Below are 15998 nucleotides of genomic sequence, written 5' to 3'. Positions count from 1 at the left end.
TAACAAAGTTAGGCATGTTGCAGACCCTCTGATGATTGGATTTGTTGCACAGGTTTTTTCCTGTTCAGTTGTTTTATTGTTAGAGTTTACCTCAGAGATAGATGATTTTTATTTCTATTCTTTTTTATATACTGAGGTTATGTTTTTAATACCATTATTGTTTATGCGGAAAAATTATGTAAAGATTAATGATGATTCCCATGAGCGCTTTATTGCTTACAAACGTTGGAATTATGGGTACTCCAGTTTTTACTATACAACTACTATTTTACTCATCATAACGAGTATATATTATTTTGCTATTGTAGGTATTCCAATCTTAAATCAATTATCGAGGTTGGATACAAATGAATCAGCTGGAATTATTTCATGGTTTACCGATGTCTACTGGGTTTGTTTCCCAGCTATGGTAGCTATTAAGAGATATGTTTATCGTAGGAAAAGTTTTGTCGACTACGTGCTATTATTACTTTGTTTTGTATGTTTGCTGGTTAAAGGGGGGAAATCTGACTTCTTCTTTATGATTGTATCCTTATTTTTAGTTAAGGAAGTATATCAAATACGAGAATTAGCAAAAGTTGTAAAGATACTATCATACATTTCTCCTTTAATAATTCTGGGATTGATGGTTGTTATTTTCAGTGTTTGGGGAGCCAACGGCAGTGTGGTTTCGGCGTTTTTTGAGCGTTTTGTTTTATTTGGTGATGTTTTTTACCAGGGTTATAGCAAACCATTTATGGATTCGTTACCAAAGGATATTTATGTCTGGGATTATTTTTTTGGCGGTACAATAAACAAATTGTCTATGATTCTTGGTTATCCGGTAAAAGACAAAGTCATTTTTGGATACGAGATTTCAAAATACTATTATAATATCGACAGTGGAATTGGTCCCAATGCAAGACAGAACATTCTTGGGTTGTATTTATTTGGGCCATATTTCTGTGGTGCTTTTTCGTTTGTTTTAGGGCTAATATATTTGGCAATAAGACGTGGTACATTTTTAGTAAATAACCGAACAAGAGCTTATTCATTAAGAGTTGTATTCTATATTATCTTTTGTACCTATTCTTGTTATTTATTTATCGACCCAACTTTGACATGGGGTTTGTATTTAAAAACAACGTTCGTGTTTATTTTTCCGCTTATTGTGTCGCTACTTAATCAATCTATATATAATAGGCGATTAAAAGGTGTATAAAATTTGGTGATGAATAAGAAAACTATGAATTCTCTATCCGTGATAGTTCCACTGTATAATCAAGCACTGTATGTTGAAGAGTGTCTCAATGCATTAAACAAAATAGATATTCTAAATGTTGAAGTGATTATTATTGATGACTATTCACGCGATACATCTGTAGAACGGGTATCGACCTGGATCGAGAAAAACATTGATACAAAACTAAATGTTCGTTTTTATAAAAATGAATCTAATCTTGGAATATGTCGAACTTTAAATAAAGGAGTTAAGTTATCGACTCATAACATTATTTACATTTGTGCCGCTGATGATTTTCCATTGTCTGATGTGATTGACAATAAAGTGCGTTTACTTAATGAGTCTGATTATGATGCAATAATAAGTGATGTCATGATCATTGATGAAAAATCCAAAATAGTCTTAAATAGTGGATTTAAAGATTATTTTCATGCCAGTCCAAAAGCCCTTGAGAGTTCTAAATTCTTGACTGGAGAAGTTATTACTAATTGGTGCATTCCTGGCCCATGTCTGCTAATAAAAAAAGACGTATATAATCAGATTGGCTTTTATAATGAATCACTGATCGCTGAAGACCGAGATTTTTATTTGAGGTTATTTAGACATGCTAACGTTCTCTTTGATTCAGAGAGAATAGCTGCGTATAGAGTGCATTCTTCAAATATTTCTAAAAGTACAGTCTTTAGGAAGAATATGAATTTAGAAATACGCAAAATAAATTACAGCTATGCCTCTGAATGGCAAGGTATATACAAGCTATATCTTAAAAGCTATGGGTTAAGTCTTATTTCAGAATCAAAGCTGTCTGTTTTTTATTCGATGCTTGGGAGCATCGTTCGTAAGGTTTTACGATTTATATTTATATTGAAGGTATATTTCTCTCATGGATAATAAAGTCTGCGGAGTGGTGGTTACATATAACCCAAATATTAATGATCTCCAAATTTTAATTAACTCGATGACCTCACAAGTTGATGAGATAATTATTGTCGATAATGGCTCCAGTACTGATTTCAGCGGCCTTCAAATACCCGATAAGTTGCACTTTGAATTCTTAAATGAAAATGCTGGTATCGGAAGAGCACAAAATATAGGTGCTCGATTAGCAATTAAAAATAATTGTAAATTTGTTTGTTTCTTTGACCAGGATAGCCGTTTAGAACCTAAATTCATTTCAAGTCTGAAAGATGCCTATTCAGATCTTACCCAGCAAGGTATTAAAGTTGGAGCACTGGGGCCTATAATTATTGATGAAAGATCAGGGAAAAAATTTCCCTTTTACCGTTACACAACATTCAAACGTATAGTGGTTAGCGCAGACGAAAATGAAAAATATATTGAAACTCAACAATTAATTTCATCGGGAACGTTTTTTTGCGTTGATATATGGTCTTCTGAATCTGAAAACCATGAGGGATTTTTCCTTGAATATGTTGATACCGATTGGTGTTTACGATTATCACAAAAGGGATATAAATTATTTGGCGTAACTAAAGCTCATTTAATCCACAAGCTCGGTGATGACCGTAAAAAAATATTGAATGTTTTGGAGGTACCAATACATTCAACATATCGATATTTTTATGTATTCCGTAATGGCGTTTATTGTAGTTTCTACAGGAAGTTCCCATTTAGTTGGAGTTCATATAATATATTTAGACTAATATCTTTCTATTTTATCATGTTAATGCTTAAGAAAGATAAATTAAAATTTACCAAGTATGTGGCTCTGGGAATTTATGACGGTATCAGGAAAAATTTTTCAAGAAAGTTAAAATAATAGAATGAAATTATAAGTTGTTCTAAATATTAATATGCCGCAAGCACTGTTATGAGTAATTGGTTCAGAATTGTGAATTTCTGAACCATTTACTTTTAAAGGTAACGTACGATTTTCCCTGGATTACCAACTACAACTGCATTGTCAGGAACATCTTTCGTTACTACGGTGCCTGCACCTATCATGCTATTAGCACCTATAGTTATTCCTGGTAATATGGTTGAGTTAGCACCAATTGATGCCCCCTTTTTAATCCAGATTTTAGGGTACTCTGTACAATATTTCTTTGATCTTGGGAATTTATCATTTGTAAAAGCCACACAGGGTCCAATAAATACATTATCTTCGATCCTTGTGCCATCCCAAATATAAACTCCTGATTTAACAGTTACATTGTCACCAATGATAACATCATTCTCGATTAATGTATGAGCACATATATTGCAGTTTTTACCAATTTGTGCATTTTCGAAAATTACCGCAAACTGCCATATGGTAGTGTTTTGACCGATTTGTGTTGATTTAACATCACTTAGATTATGTATTTTCATTTATAAACCTTAAAGTTGACGCGTAATTATAAAATAATACTGCTGAATGCTTTCTATTATAATCGATCTAAGATAGAATTTACACATTCTGCTCGCTCAATAATAATGTTATCTGACAGGAGTATGTAATGTCCAAGCAACAGATCGGCGTTGTCGGTATGGCTGTGATGGGGCGCAACCTGGCGCTCAACATCGAAAGCCGTGGTTATACCGTCTCCGTTTTCAACCGCTCCCGTGATAAGACTGAAGAAGTGATTGCCGAAAACCCAGGCAAGAAACTCGTTCCTTTCTATACGGTAAAAGAATTTGTTGAGTCTCTGGAAACGCCCCGTCGTATCCTGTTAATGGTCAAAGCAGGCGCGGGTACCGATGCTGCAATTGACTCCCTAAAGCCTTACCTTGAAAAAGGCGATATCATCATTGATGGCGGTAACACCTTCTTCCAGGACACCATTCGTCGTAACCGTGAGCTGTCCGCTGAAGGCTTCAACTTCATCGGTACCGGCGTTTCCGGCGGTGAAGAGGGCGCGCTGAAAGGCCCATCTATCATGCCTGGTGGCCAGAAAGAAGCGTACGAACTGGTTGCGCCTATTCTGACTAAAATCGCTGCTGTTGCGGAAGATGGCGAGCCGTGTGTGACTTATATCGGTCCGGACGGTGCGGGTCACTATGTAAAAATGGTGCACAACGGCATCGAATACGGCGATATGCAGCTGATCGCAGAAGCATACTCCCTGCTGAAAGGCGGCCTGAATCTCTCTAATGAAGAGCTGGCTGAAACCTTTACCGAGTGGAACAAAGGCGAGCTGAACAGCTACCTGATCGACATCACCAAAGATATCTTCACGAAGAAAGATGAAGAAGGTAAATACCTGGTTGATGTGATTCTGGATGAAGCAGCGAACAAAGGTACCGGTAAATGGACCAGCCAGAGCTCTCTGGATCTGGGCGAACCGCTGTCTCTGATCACCGAATCTGTCTTTGCGCGTTACATCTCTTCTCTGAAAGAGCAACGCGTCGCGGCATCTAAAGTGCTGTCTGGCCCTCAGGCTAAACCAGCCGGCGACAAAGCTGAGTTCGTTGAGAAAGTGCGTCGTGCACTTTACCTGGGTAAAATCGTTTCTTACGCACAGGGCTTCTCTCAGCTGCGTGCGGCGTCAGACGAGAATAACTGGGATCTTAACTACGGTGAAATCGCGAAGATCTTCCGCGCGGGTTGCATCATTCGTGCACAGTTCCTGCAGAAAATCACCGATGCCTATGCTGAAAACGCCGGTATCGCCAACCTTCTGCTGGCACCGTACTTCAAAAAGATTGCGGACGAGTACCAGCAGGCGCTGCGTGACGTGGTTGCTTACGCAGTACAGAACGGTATTCCGGTTCCAACCTTCTCCGCTGCGGTGGCATACTACGATAGCTATCGTGCTGCCGTGCTGCCTGCCAATCTGATTCAGGCGCAGCGTGACTACTTCGGTGCGCATACCTACAAGCGTACGGATAAAGAGGGTGTCTTCCATACCGAATGGATGGAATGAGTTAACTCTCTGCAATAACATCAACCCGGAGCTCGTCTCCGGGTTTTTTTATGCAAAAAATGCCGCGCAATAATCGAAGTAGTCTGAATCTCGTCCCGCTCGTAATGATTACTCCTGGTTTGCCTTGACAGTGTTGTTTGCCAGGAGGTACAAAGCCCAACAGTTATGTTTATCGCGATGGTCTGGCGGCCATCAGTACAGTTAACTAAAAGAAGTCATTAGCGAATGAAAATAACAATTTCCGGAACAGGGTATGTCGGTCTTTCAAACGGCATTTTGATTGCTCAGAATCATGAAGTGGTTGCACTTGATATCGTGCAGGCCAAAGTGGATATGCTCAATGAGAAGAAATCGCCGATCGTCGACAAAGAAATCCAGGATTATCTCAGCAACAAAACGCTGAATTTCCGCGCCACGACGGATAAAGAAGATGCATACCGCGATGCGGATTACGTCATTATTGCCACGCCTACTGACTACGATCCAAAAACCAACTATTTCAACACCTCAACCGTCGAAGCGGTTATCAAAGATGTTATCGGCATTAACCCTGATGCAGTAATGGTTATCAAGTCGACGATCCCGGTTGGTTTTACCAAATCCATCAAAGAAAAATTTGGTATTGATAATATCTTCTTCTCGCCAGAGTTCCTGCGTGAAGGGAGGGCGCTTTACGATAACCTGCACCCATCCCGTATCGTGATTGGTGAGCGTTCCGAGCGTGCAGAGCGTTTTGCTGCGTTGCTTCAGGAAGGCGCAATCAAAAAAGATATTCCGGTGCTGTTCACCGATTCCACAGAAGCTGAGGCCATTAAGCTTTTCGCCAATACCTATCTGGCGATGCGCGTGGCTTACTTCAACGAACTTGACAGCTATGCCGAGAGCTTAGGTCTGAACACCCGTCAGATCATTGAGGGCGTGTGTCTTGACCCGCGTATCGGTAACCATTACAACAACCCGTCCTTCGGTTACGGTGGCTACTGCCTGCCAAAAGATACCAAGCAGCTGCTGGCAAACTATCAGGCGGTGCCGAACAACTTGATTTCCGCCATTGTGGATGCCAACCGCACGCGTAAAGACTTCATCTCGGATTCCATTCTCGCGCGTCAGCCGAAAGTGGTGGGCGTGTATCGCCTGATCATGAAGAGCGGTTCCGATAACTTCCGCGCCTCTTCCATTCAGGGGATCATGAAGCGTATTAAGGCGAAGGGCGTGCAGGTCATTATTTATGAACCGGCCATGCAGGAAGACGAGTTCTTCCATTCGCGTGTGATCCGCGATCTGGATGCATTCAAAAAAGAAGCGGACGTAATTATCTCCAACCGTATGGCGGAAGAGCTGGCGGACGTTAAAGATAAAGTCTATACCCGCGATTTGTTCGGCAGCGACTGATTAATATCGTGATATAAAAAAACCCGGCGCTCTGCCGGGTTTTTTGTTTTTAAACGTTATAGAAGTTGCGGTACCAGTCGACGAAGTTTTTCACGCCTTCTTTGACTGAGGTTTGTGGTTTAAACCCAATAACGTCATACAGCGCTTTGGTGTCCGCACTGGTCTCCAGCACGTCACCCGGCTGGATCGGCATCATATTTTTTACCGCTTCCTTGCCCAGCGCCTCTTCAAGCGCGGTAATGTAATCCATCAGTTCGACAGGTGAACTGTTACCGATGTTATACACGCGATACGGGGCAGAGCTGGTTGCTGGCGAACCGGTTTCGACTGTCCAGTCGGCATCGGCCTGAGGAATGACGTCCTGTAGGCGAATAATCGCCTCCGCAATATCATCAATATAGGTGAAGTCGCGCTTCATCTTGCCGTAGTTGTATACGTCGATACTGTTGCCTTCAATCATGGCTTTGGTGAATTTAAACAGCGCCATGTCCGGGCGTCCCCACGGGCCATAGACGGTAAAGAAGCGCAGGCCAGTGGTCGGTAGGTTATACAGATGCGAATAGGTATGCGACATCAACTCATTGGCTTTTTTGGTTGCCGCATACAGGGATACCGGATGGTCTACGGTGTCGTCAGTTGAAAACGGCATCTTACGGTTGAGGCCGTAAACAGAACTGGATGACGCATACAGAAGATGCTGAACCTTATTGTGGCGACAGCCTTCCAGCACGTTCAGGTGACCTACCAGGTTAGCATCTGCATAGGCATGCGGGTTTTCCAGCGAGTAACGCACGCCCGCTTGTGCGGCAAGATGGATCACGCGGTCAAATTTTTCATTGGCGAAGAGCGCAGTCATGCCCTCGCGGTCCGCTAAGTCCAGCTTGTGGAAGGTAAAACTCTCGGATTTGAGCAGTTCGAGGCGAGCGAGCTTGAGGTTAGGGTCATAGTAATCATTCAGACTATCAATCCCAACAACTTCATGCCCTGCATCAAGCAGGCGCTTGCTGACATGAGAACCGATAAAGCCCGCCGCGCCCGTTACCAGAAATTTCATAGCTTCCCTCATTCACAGTGTTCTTGTTGATGTCCCAGGACATCAGATTCCGACTATGATAGCGCGTTGCTCTTCACATACATAACCCATCTTTCCGATATAACTCATCGTATTCTTATAGAATTTTCTACAACAAGAGATACACTATGGAAACAAGATTATTTTTGCCCTTTTTCATCTGTTAGGGATTGTATGACGCAGAACAACGATAGCCTGGTCAATCGCAGCAATGACCCGGAGCAAATTGATTTACTGGATTTAGTAGTACAACTATGGCGCGGTAAGTGGGTAATTGGAGCGTTTATTGCTGCTTTTATTGTTCTCGCTGTTGCATACATTACCGTTGCTAAAGAAAAATGGACTTCATCCGCCATCATTTCCCAGCCTGATGCGGCGCAAATTGCCACCTATGCAAACGCGTTGAACATCCTTTATGGCGGTGCCGCACCTTCTATGCTGGACATTCAGAATCGCGCCATTGGCCGTTTCAACTCTTCCTTCTCCGCATTAGCGCAGGCGCTTGATAATCAGGAAGATCCGGAGAAACTTACTATCGAACCGACCGTGAAAGGCCAGGCATTACCCTTAACCGTTAGCTATCAGGGTGAATCGGCTGAGGCAGCACAGAAGCAGCTGGCGCAGTATATTCAGCAGATCGATGAGCAAACGGCTAAAGAACTGGCGCTTGACCTCAGAGACAACCTCAAGCAGCAGATTATTACATTGAACGATTCCCTCAAAAATGAGGAGAAAGTCGTACAGGAGCAAAAAGATCTGCGTATCAAGCAGATTTCAGAGGCGCTTAAAAACGCAGAAGCCGCAAAAATTAGCACACCGCAGCTTCAGCAAACTCAGGATGTGACCCAGGAAACGATGTTTCTGTTAGGTACTGTTGCCCTCAAATCAATGGTTGATAACGAAGCATCTCGCCCGCTGGTGTTCTCGGGCTCTTACTATCAGACCAAAAAGAATTTACTGGATATTCAGAACCTCAACGTTAATCCTGATACCATTCATGTCTATCGTTACGTTATGAAACCGGACCTTCCTTTCCGCCGTGATAGTCCTAAAAAGGCCGTAACCCTCATCTTCGCGATACTGCTTGGTGGTGTTATCGGTTCTGCTGTCGTCCTTGGCCGCAACGCGCTGAGAAACTACAAACCAAGAGCCTGATTTACAAAAAAAAGACCGGGTCGTCCCTAATACCGATCATTTAAGGATCGGTTGACCGATCCAGTGGCTGGTGTAAAAAGGGTTCATGTCTCTTCATGGACCCTTTTTAAATGGTACTTTCTCAGGCTCCCGGCATTATTCATCTCAGCGCACCGGAACATGCCTGTTCCCTTTCCGAACTCATCCACGCAGAACTTATCCGGTAAGCCTTCAGGCTGACCGATACCGTGACGCTCCGTAAACGTAAACCACCCTTGAATCAATGACATGGCTTATTGTCGGCATATCTGTTTTCTGTGACAGGCCGATGACCAATATTGTTAATCTCATGGATATCACTGACCGTTCGGGCGCGCCATTCACCGCACGAAGCGCCATTATCCAGCGCGGCAAAAAGCTCGGCGAGGGGGCTGTCCGGGAGCTTTTTGATATCACAGCAATACTGGAAGCAGCAGGCGTCACACCCGCAATGGCACGGACTGAACCTGTTTGCGGTGGATGGTGTGGTCTGGAGAACGCCTGATATGCGGGAGAACAGCGAAGCGTTCAGCAAACACGGCAACCAGCACAGCGAAGGCAACTATCCGCAGGTGCGCATGGTCTGTCTGATGGAGCTCAGCAGCCATCTGATTAACGCCAGCGCTCTCGACAGTGAGAGCGTCAGCGAAATGCGTCTGGCGGCACAGTTAACGGACCGGGTACCGGACAACAGTATCCCCCTGTTCGACAAGGGATATTACTCCCCGGGGCTGCTGCATCACTGGCAGCACGCCGAATAGAACCGGCACTGGCTGCTGCCCCTGATAAAGAATACGGAGTATAAGGTCGTGTGCCGTCTGGGGCGGGGTGACGAGCGGGTGAAGCTGAAACGAGCCCGCAGGCCCGGAAACAATGGCCTGGACTGCCGGAAGAGGTCGCTGCCAGACTTTTGAGCCGGAAAGTGGACGGAAAGGAGAGGAAAGTCCTCACGTCTCTGGAAGACCCCTGTCGTTATCCGGCGGGTGCGGTGAGCGAGCTGTACCGTCACCGTACGAACAGGCGAGATGGCTGGTATTACCGGGAAGACGGGAGCGAAGTTACCCGAGAGAGCGCAGGGTGAAGGGCAAGAAATACCCGGATAAAAAAACTGCTGGTCACCTTAAGTGACCAGCATTAGAGTCGCCCCGGTCTTTTTTTATTTATGTCGTTTCCGCAAATTCTCAATCACCGTCGTTAAATCCAGCTCCTGATCCTGAAGCAGCACCAGCAGGTGATACATCAAATCCGACGCTTCGTTCGTCAGCTCCTCACGGTCATGCACAGTGGCCGCCAGCGCCGTTTCAACGCCTTCCTCACCCACCTTCTGCGCAATACGCTTGGTGCCGCTGGCGTACAGCTTCGCCGTGTACGAGCTCTCGGGATCCGCTGATTTACGCTCTGCCAGCAGCTGTTCCAGCTGATAGAGGAACAGCCACTGGTGGCTCGCCTCGCCGAAGCAACTGCTGGTGCCTTTGTGGCAGGTCGGCCCAATCGGGTTGACCAGCACCAGCAGGGTGTCGTTGTCGCAGTCTGGCGTAATGCTGACCACATTCAGGAAATGACCCGAGGTTTCCCCTTTCGTCCACAGGCGCTGTTTGGTGCGCGAGAAAAACGTCACCTTGCCGCTGTCGATCGTTTTTACCAGTGCCTCCTGGTTCATGTATCCCAGCATCAGCACTTCGCCTGAAACGGCATGCTGTACAACCACCGGCAGTAATCCGTCAGTTTTTTCCCAGTCCAGCTGCGCCTGTTGTTGCTCTGTTAACATACCCTGATCTCCACGCCCTGGTCGGCCAGGTACGTTTTTAACTCACCAATATTGATAATCTGTTTGTGGAACACGGAAGCGGCCAGCGCGCCGTCTACGTTCGCATCGCGGAAGGCTTCAAGGAAGTGTTCCATGGTGCCTGCGCCGCCGGAGGCAATCAGCGGAACCTGGCAGACCGCGCGCACTTTTTTCAGCTGCTCGAGGTCGTAACCGTTGCGTACGCCGTCCTGGTTCATCATGTTCAGCACGATCTCACCCGCGCCGCGTTTTTGTACTTCCTGCACCCAGTCCAGCGTCTCCCATTGGGTGACGCGCGTGCGGCTTTCATCGCCGGTGTACTGGTTAACGTGATATTTGCCCGTCGCGGTATCAAACCAGGTGTCGATCCCCACGACAATGCACTGCACGCCAAAGCGGTCCGCCAGACGCGTAATCAGCTCCGGATCTGCAAGCGCAGGGGAGTTAATCGAAATTTTGTCCGCACCGAAAGAGAGAATTTTCGCCGCATCGTCAGCAGATTTAATCCCGCCCGCCACGCAGAAGGGAATATCAATCACCTCTGCCACGCGCGCCACCCAGCTTTTGTCCACCACGCGGCCATCGCTGGAGGCGGTGATATCGTAAAATACCAGTTCGTCTGCGCCTTCTTCGGCATAACGTTTTGCCAGGGGAACGATGTCGCCAATGATCTCGTGGTTGCGGAACTGCACGCCTTTTACAACCTGACCATCACGCACGTCCAGGCAGGGAATTATCCGTTTTGCCAGCATTGAATCGCCTCCTTCACCGTAAATTTGCCTTCCAGCAGCGCGCGACCCACGATCACGCCACGTACACCGGTTCCGCGCAGCGCGGCGATATCCGCCAGGTCGCCGATACCGCCAGAGGACTGAAACGCCACCTGCGGATAACGCGCGCAAACCTCTTCATACAGCGAGACGTTAGAGCCTGCGAGCGTACCATCGCGTGAAATATCCGTGCACAGCACATGCTTCAGCCCTACCGGGAGATACATCCCGACCAGCTCTTCCAGCGTTACGCCGGAGTTTTCCTGCCAGCCGCTGACCGCGACCTGCTTGTTACCCTGCGCATCAATGCGCACATCCAGCGCCAGCACCAGCGCATCCGCACCGAAGCGGCGGAACCAGCCCTTGACACTGTCAGGATCTTTCACAGCGGTCGAACCGACTACCACGCGCGCCACGCCCGCGTCCAGTAAGGCGGCAACATCGGCTTCCGTACGCACGCCGCCGCCCACCTGCACCGGGACGTCCACGCCAGCCACCAGTGTTTTAAGCAGTGGGATCTGGCGTTTGGCCGGATCTTTCGCGCCGGTCAGATCGACCAGGTGCAACACCTCAGCGCCCTCGGTGGCGTAAGCCTGTAACCGCGGCAGCGGGTCGTTACCGTAGTCGCGCTGCTGCCCGTAATCGCCCTGGTGGAGACGAACAACCGTGCCGTCAATTAAATCTAAAGCGGGAATTATCATCACATCTCCAGGAAATTTTTCAGCAGTTGCGCGCCGGCGGCGCCGGAGCGTTCCGGGTGAAACTGCACGCCGTAAAAGTTATCTTTCTGCACGGCGGCGGTGAACGCCTCGCCGTAATTGCACTGGGCGATGGTGTAGGCATTCACGGGCATGGCGTAGCTGTGAACAAAATAGAAGTACGCGCCGTCTTCAATACCCTGGAACAGCCTGTTGCCCGCCTTCGGATAAACGCGGTTCCAGCCCATGTGCGGCAGCGGCAGGCCGTGGTCGGTCATTTTCGGCACGTCTTCTTCAATAATGCCCAGCAGATCAACGCCGTTGCTCTCTTCACTGCGGCGGCCAAGCAGCTGCATGCCGAGGCAAATGCCCAGCACCGGCTGAGTACAGGCTTTGATGAGATCCACCAGCTCGCGCTCATGGATCTGATCCATCGCCGCCTGGGCGGTGCCAACGCCCGGCAGAAAGAGTTTATCCGCACGCAGCACCACGTCAGGGTCGCGGCTCACCACCGGCTCGTAGCCGTGGCGCATAATCGCCGACTGTACGGAGTTCAGATTGGCGCATCCGGTATCCAGAATCACCACGTTCATTACAGCACTCCTTTCGACGAGGGCAGGGCGTCACCTTCCACGCGGATCGCCTGGCGCAGGGTACGGCCAAAGGCTTTGAACAGGCTCTCGACGCGGTGGTGATCGTTTTTGCCTTTGGTTTTCAGGTGCAGCGTCAGGCCCATGGTGTAAGAGAGCGAGCGGAAGAAGTGTTCCACCATCTCGGTGCTGAGATCGCCCACGCGCTGGTAGGTAAAGTCGGCTTTGTATTCCAGGTGCGGACGCCCGGAGATATCCATCGCGCAGCGCGCCAGGCACTCGTCCATCGGCAGAACAAAGCCGAAGCGGTTGATGCCGCGCTTGTCGCCGAGCGCCAGCTTCAGGGCTTCGCCCAGCGCCAGGCCGGTATCTTCCACGGTGTGGTGATCGTCGATATACAGGTCGCCCTTCACCGCGATTTCCATGCGGAAGCCGCCGTGCGTGGCGATTTGATCCAGCATGTGGTCAAAGAAACCGACGCCGGTGTGGATCTTGCTGCCGCCTTCGCGGTCCAGCCAGACCTTCACGTCGATCTGCGTCTCTTTGGTGTTGCGTTCAACGTGGGAATAGCGGTCGCGTCGGGTGAGCTGCTCGCCAATCATCGCCCAGTTTAGCGTGTCGCGGTTATAGCGCAGGCCCGCAATGCCCATGTTGTCCGCCAGCGTGATATCCGTGACGCGATCGCCGATCACATAGCTGTTGGCTTTATCCAGCGCCTCTTCCGCCAGATAACGTTCAACAAGCTTCACTTTTGGCTTGCGGCAGTCGCACTCGTCGGCAGGCATATGCGGGCAGATCAGCACTTCGTCGAAGGCGATGCCCTGCGAGGTCAGCACCTGCATCATCAGGTTGTGCGGGCCGTCAAAGTCTCCCTGCGGGAAGCTGTCGGTGCCCAGACCGTCCTGGTTGGTGATCATCACCAGCTTATAGCCTGCTTTCTGAAGCTTCAGCAGCACCGGGATCACATCGGGTTCAAAGGCCAGCTTGTCGAAACGATCGACCTGAAAATCGCTGGGTGGCTCCGAGATGATGGTGCCGTCACGATCGATAAAGAGATACTTCTGACTCATACTTTCTCCGCTTTCAGGGCGTCAATCACGCGCTGGCTCTCTGCACGGGTGCCGACGGTAATACGCAGGCAGCCGCTCAGGGTAGGTTGTTTATTCTGGTCTCGTAAGATAATGCCCTGATCCCACAACGATTTAAATATCGCGCTTGAGGCGGTGAAGCGCACCAGGATGTAGTTGGTTTCCGAGTCGAACACCTGCTCCACGCACGGAATCGTTTTAAGGGCATCAACAAGATACTGACGCTCTTCCAGGATCTGCGCCACACGCTCGCGCATCGCGCTGATGCCCTGCGGGGCCAGCGCCTGTGCCGCAATATCGGCAACCGGCGTTGAGAGCGGATACGGGGCAATCACTTTCAGCAGCAGGTCGATAACCGCTTTATTCGCCAGCGTAAATCCACAGCGAAGGCCGGCGAGGGCGAAGGCTTTGGAAAGGGTACGCAGCACAACGAGATGCGGATACTCTTCAAGCCAGCCTGTCAGCGTCGCCTGCGGGCAGAACTCAATGTAGGCTTCATCAGCGACGACCAGCGCCTTGCCGCGCGTCATCTCCAGCAGGGTGCGGATATCCTGCGGATGAATAATCTGCCCGGTGGGGTTGTTCGGGCTACAGACAAACACCACCTTCACGCCGTCGAGGTTATCGGCGATGCCCTGCAAATCCAGCTGCCAGTTGTCGAGCGCCTGCACGTTGCGGCAGGCCACGCCAAAGGTTTCGGCGCTGACGCTGTACATCCCGTAGGTGGGCTGGCAGTACATCACCGCGTCTTTACCCGGCTCACAGAAGGCGCGGATCAGCAGCTCAATCCCTTCATCAGCCCCACGGCTGACCAGCACCTGCTCAGGCTTCACGCCTGCATACTGCGCATAGTTCTCGATCACCGCTTTCGGCTGACACTCCGGGTAGCGGTTCAGCGTCTGCTGCGAAAGCTCAAAGGCCACCGCCGTGGGAAATTCATTGGCATTCAGCCAGACGTCGCCGTTCCCGCCCAGACGACGCGCAGACTGATAGGGCGTCAGGCGACGGACATTTTCGCGGGCTAATTCTTCGATGTTCATGCTTGCTCCTTCAGGGCGGCAACGCGCAGCGTCACGGCATTTTTGTGGGCAGTCAGGCGCTCGGCGGCGGCCAGGGTTTCAATGGTCGACGCCAGCGAGGCAAATCCCTCGCGGGAGAGTTCCTGCACGGTCATGCGCTTCTGGAAATCCGCCAGCCCCAGGCTGGAGCAGGTTGAGGTATAGCCATACGTCGGCAGCACGTGGTTGGTGCCGGAGGCGTAATCCCCGGCGGATTCCGGTGACCAGTCGCCGAGGAACACCGAGCCTGCGCTGGTTATGCTGTCGACCAGATCGCGCGCGTTGCGGGTCTGAATAATCAGGTGCTCAGGACCGTACTGGTTGGAGATGGCGATGCACTGGTCAAGATCGCGGGCCACAATCAGGCGGCTGGCGGATAGCGCCTGACGCGCCGTTTCCGCCCGCGGCAGGTCAGCCAACTGACGCTCAACGGCGTCGCCCACGCGTTTTGCCATGTCGGCATCTGGCGTCAGTAAAATCACCTGCGAGTCAGGGCCGTGCTCGGCCTGCGAGAGCAGGTCAGAGGCCACGAAATCCGGTGTAGCGCCGCTGTCGGCAATCACCAGCACTTCAGACGGACCGGCAGGCATATCAATCGCCGCGCCGTCCAGACGCTGGCTGACCTGACGCTTCGCTTCGGTCACGTAGGCATTGCCCGGGCCAAAGATTTTGTCGACCTTAGGAATGGATACTGTTCCGAACGCCAGGGCAGAAATCGCCTGCGCACCGCCCACTTTATAGATCGCCTGCACGCCGCACAGCTTCGCCGCGTACAGGATCTCATCGGCGATCGGTGGAGGAGAGCAGAGCACCACCTTCTGACAACCGGCAATACGTGCCGGGGTGGCCAGCATCAGGACGGTCGAAAACAGCGGGGCAGAGCCGCCGGGAATATAGAGGCCGACGGACGCCACCGGGCGTGTCACCTGCTGGCAGCGTACGCCGGGCAGGGTTTCCACATCCACCGCCTGCAATTTCTGCGCGGTGTGGAAGGTATCAATATTTTTCACCGCGACGGCCATCGCCTGTTTGATGTCATCACCCAGACGATTGCTGGCATCAATGATTTCCTGCTCGGTAACCTGTAACGCGTCGACCTCAGTTTTATCAAACTTCGCGCTGTACTCGCGCAGCGCATCCTCCCCGCGGGCTTTGACGTTATCGAGGATCTCCGCCACGGTGCGGGTGATGCTCTCCGAGGCGGAAATTGCCGGGCGCATCAGCAGCTCGCGCTGTTGCGCGTCGCTACAGGTATTCCAGTCGATGATTGTGTTAAAGCTCAT

Annotated in this window: 15 protein-coding genes and 1 pseudogene; 7 read left to right on the top strand and 9 right to left on the bottom strand. The window is 49.7% G+C overall.

Translation table 11 applies throughout. The features are described from left to right. Window positions 1-31 precede the first annotated feature (31 nt). Genes ACQG1Y_RS14795 through ACQG1Y_RS14785 form a run of 3 tightly spaced genes read left to right on the top strand, consistent with a single transcriptional unit; the run spans window position 32 to window position 3002 of the window. Window positions 32-1201: a hypothetical protein gene (locus ACQG1Y_RS14795; RefSeq protein ID WP_368740587.1), complete on the top strand. Its 1170-nt coding sequence runs from the start codon at window positions 32-34 to the stop codon at window positions 1199-1201. 9 nt (window positions 1202-1210) lie between these two features. Then, complete coding sequence (locus ACQG1Y_RS14790) at window positions 1211-2113, top strand: glycosyltransferase family 2 protein (protein WP_368740586.1); 903 nt, start codon at window positions 1211-1213, stop codon at window positions 2111-2113. Next, window positions 2106-3002, top strand: a complete 897-nt coding sequence (locus ACQG1Y_RS14785; protein WP_368740585.1) for a glycosyltransferase family 2 protein — start codon at window positions 2106-2108, stop codon at window positions 3000-3002. The genes ACQG1Y_RS14790 and ACQG1Y_RS14785 overlap by 8 nt, the downstream gene beginning before the upstream one ends. 95 nt (window positions 3003-3097) lie before the next feature. On the opposite strand, the gene ACQG1Y_RS14780 is transcribed toward ACQG1Y_RS14785, so the two are convergent. After that, window positions 3098-3553, bottom strand: a complete 456-nt coding sequence (locus ACQG1Y_RS14780; protein WP_083264134.1) for an acyltransferase — start codon at window positions 3551-3553, stop codon at window positions 3098-3100. Window positions 3554-3681: 128 nt separating this feature from the next. On the opposite strand from ACQG1Y_RS14780, the gene gndA reads away from it, so the two are divergent. Both gndA and ugd read left to right on the top strand, forming a co-directional pair. Next, complete coding sequence (gene gndA, locus ACQG1Y_RS14775) at window positions 3682-5088, top strand: NADP-dependent phosphogluconate dehydrogenase (RefSeq protein ID WP_028013772.1); 1407 nt, start codon at window positions 3682-3684, stop codon at window positions 5086-5088. A 225-nt stretch (window positions 5089-5313) separates the two neighbouring features. Beyond that, a complete protein-coding gene (gene ugd / locus ACQG1Y_RS14770; protein ID WP_022648612.1) occupies window positions 5314-6480 on the top strand; it encodes a UDP-glucose 6-dehydrogenase in 1167 nt (388 codons plus the stop codon). A gap of 49 nt (window positions 6481-6529) precedes the next feature. Here ugd and ACQG1Y_RS14765 read toward each other — a convergent pair whose 3' ends face one another. Further along, window positions 6530-7534 carry an NAD-dependent epimerase gene (locus ACQG1Y_RS14765; RefSeq protein WP_368740584.1) on the bottom strand — a complete coding sequence of 335 codons (1005 nt, stop codon included), beginning with the start codon at window positions 7532-7534 and terminating at the stop codon, window positions 6530-6532. Between the two features lie 192 nt (window positions 7535-7726). On the opposite strand from ACQG1Y_RS14765, the gene wzzB reads away from it, so the two are divergent. Both wzzB and ACQG1Y_RS14755 read left to right on the top strand, forming a co-directional pair. Next, a complete protein-coding gene (gene wzzB, locus ACQG1Y_RS14760; protein WP_334372700.1) occupies window positions 7727-8707 on the top strand; it encodes an LPS O-antigen chain length determinant protein WzzB in 981 nt (326 codons plus the stop codon). Between the two features lie 110 nt (window positions 8708-8817). Next, window positions 8818-9770 (top strand): annotated as a pseudogene (locus ACQG1Y_RS14755) (IS4 family transposase); the annotation flags it as partial. A 111-nt stretch (window positions 9771-9881) separates the two neighbouring features. Here ACQG1Y_RS14755 and hisIE read toward each other — a convergent pair. The 7 genes from hisIE to hisD are packed head-to-tail and all read right to left on the bottom strand — an operon-like array spanning window position 9882 to window position 15998. After that, window positions 9882-10493: a bifunctional phosphoribosyl-AMP cyclohydrolase/phosphoribosyl-ATP diphosphatase HisIE gene (hisIE, locus tag ACQG1Y_RS14750; RefSeq protein ID WP_368740583.1), complete on the bottom strand. Its 612-nt coding sequence runs from the start codon at window positions 10491-10493 to the stop codon at window positions 9882-9884. Then, window positions 10487-11263: an imidazole glycerol phosphate synthase subunit HisF gene (hisF, locus tag ACQG1Y_RS14745; protein ID WP_003859481.1), complete on the bottom strand. Its 777-nt coding sequence runs from the start codon at window positions 11261-11263 to the stop codon at window positions 10487-10489. Before hisF ends, hisIE begins: the two co-directional genes overlap by 7 nt. Continuing rightward, on the bottom strand, window positions 11245-11982 hold the full coding sequence (hisA, locus tag ACQG1Y_RS14740; protein WP_032671716.1) for a 1-(5-phosphoribosyl)-5-[(5-phosphoribosylamino)methylideneamino]imidazole-4-carboxamide isomerase: 738 nt from the start codon (window positions 11980-11982) through the stop codon (window positions 11245-11247). Before hisA ends, hisF begins: the two co-directional genes overlap by 19 nt. Beyond that, complete coding sequence (hisH, locus tag ACQG1Y_RS14735) at window positions 11982-12572, bottom strand: imidazole glycerol phosphate synthase subunit HisH (protein WP_015572396.1); 591 nt, start codon at window positions 12570-12572, stop codon at window positions 11982-11984. The genes hisA and hisH overlap by 1 nt, the downstream gene beginning before the upstream one ends. Beyond that, complete coding sequence (gene hisB / locus ACQG1Y_RS14730; RefSeq protein WP_045338343.1) at window positions 12572-13639, bottom strand: bifunctional histidinol-phosphatase/imidazoleglycerol-phosphate dehydratase HisB; 1068 nt, start codon at window positions 13637-13639, stop codon at window positions 12572-12574. Before hisB ends, hisH begins: the two co-directional genes overlap by 1 nt. Beyond that, window positions 13636-14697 (bottom strand): histidinol-phosphate transaminase, encoded by a 1062-nt coding sequence (gene hisC, locus ACQG1Y_RS14725; RefSeq protein WP_368740582.1) that lies wholly within the window; start codon window positions 14695-14697, stop codon window positions 13636-13638. The genes hisB and hisC overlap by 4 nt, the downstream gene beginning before the upstream one ends. Next, a complete protein-coding gene (gene hisD / locus ACQG1Y_RS14720) occupies window positions 14694-15998 on the bottom strand; it encodes a histidinol dehydrogenase (RefSeq protein ID WP_426736782.1) in 1305 nt (434 codons plus the stop codon). Before hisD ends, hisC begins: the two co-directional genes overlap by 4 nt.

Source organism: Enterobacter cloacae complex sp. 397G4 (assembly GCF_050031515.1).
In the GTDB taxonomy this organism is placed as follows: Bacteria; Pseudomonadota; Gammaproteobacteria; order Enterobacterales; family Enterobacteriaceae; genus Enterobacter; species Enterobacter hormaechei_C.
Note: the sequence above shows the minus strand (reverse complement) of the source record. Positions and strands in the feature narration are given on the sequence as shown.

Bases quoted from the DNA above. Each gene is read 5' to 3' on its own strand.
- ACQG1Y_RS14795 (WP_368740587.1), top strand. From the start codon at position 32: ATGATTGGATTTGTTGCACAGGTTTTTTCCTGTTCAGTTGTTTTATTG.
- ACQG1Y_RS14790 (WP_368740586.1), top strand. From the start codon at position 1,211: ATGAATAAGAAAACTATGAATTCTCTATCCGTGATAGTTCCACTGTAT.
- ACQG1Y_RS14785 (WP_368740585.1), top strand. From the start codon at position 2,106: ATGGATAATAAAGTCTGCGGAGTGGTGGTTACATATAACCCAAATATT.
- ACQG1Y_RS14780 (WP_083264134.1), bottom strand. From the start codon at position 3,553: ATGAAAATACATAATCTAAGTGATGTTAAATCAACACAAATCGGTCAA.
- gndA (WP_028013772.1), top strand. From the start codon at position 3,682: ATGTCCAAGCAACAGATCGGCGTTGTCGGTATGGCTGTGATGGGGCGC.
- ugd (WP_022648612.1), top strand. From the start codon at position 5,314: ATGAAAATAACAATTTCCGGAACAGGGTATGTCGGTCTTTCAAACGGC.
- ACQG1Y_RS14765 (WP_368740584.1), bottom strand. From the start codon at position 7,534: ATGAAATTTCTGGTAACGGGCGCGGCGGGCTTTATCGGTTCTCATGTC.
- wzzB (WP_334372700.1), top strand. From the start codon at position 7,727: ATGACGCAGAACAACGATAGCCTGGTCAATCGCAGCAATGACCCGGAG.
- hisIE (WP_368740583.1), bottom strand. From the start codon at position 10,493: ATGTTAACAGAGCAACAACAGGCGCAGCTGGACTGGGAAAAAACTGAC.
- hisF (WP_003859481.1), bottom strand. From the start codon at position 11,263: ATGCTGGCAAAACGGATAATTCCCTGCCTGGACGTGCGTGATGGTCAG.
- hisA (WP_032671716.1), bottom strand. From the start codon at position 11,982: ATGATAATTCCCGCTTTAGATTTAATTGACGGCACGGTTGTTCGTCTC.
- hisH (WP_015572396.1), bottom strand. From the start codon at position 12,572: ATGAACGTGGTGATTCTGGATACCGGATGCGCCAATCTGAACTCCGTA.
- hisB (WP_045338343.1), bottom strand. From the start codon at position 13,639: ATGAGTCAGAAGTATCTCTTTATCGATCGTGACGGCACCATCATCTCG.
- hisC (WP_368740582.1), bottom strand. From the start codon at position 14,697: ATGAACATCGAAGAATTAGCCCGCGAAAATGTCCGTCGCCTGACGCCC.
- hisD (WP_426736782.1), bottom strand. From the start codon at position 15,998: ATGAGCTTTAACACAATCATCGACTGGAATACCTGTAGCGACGCGCAA.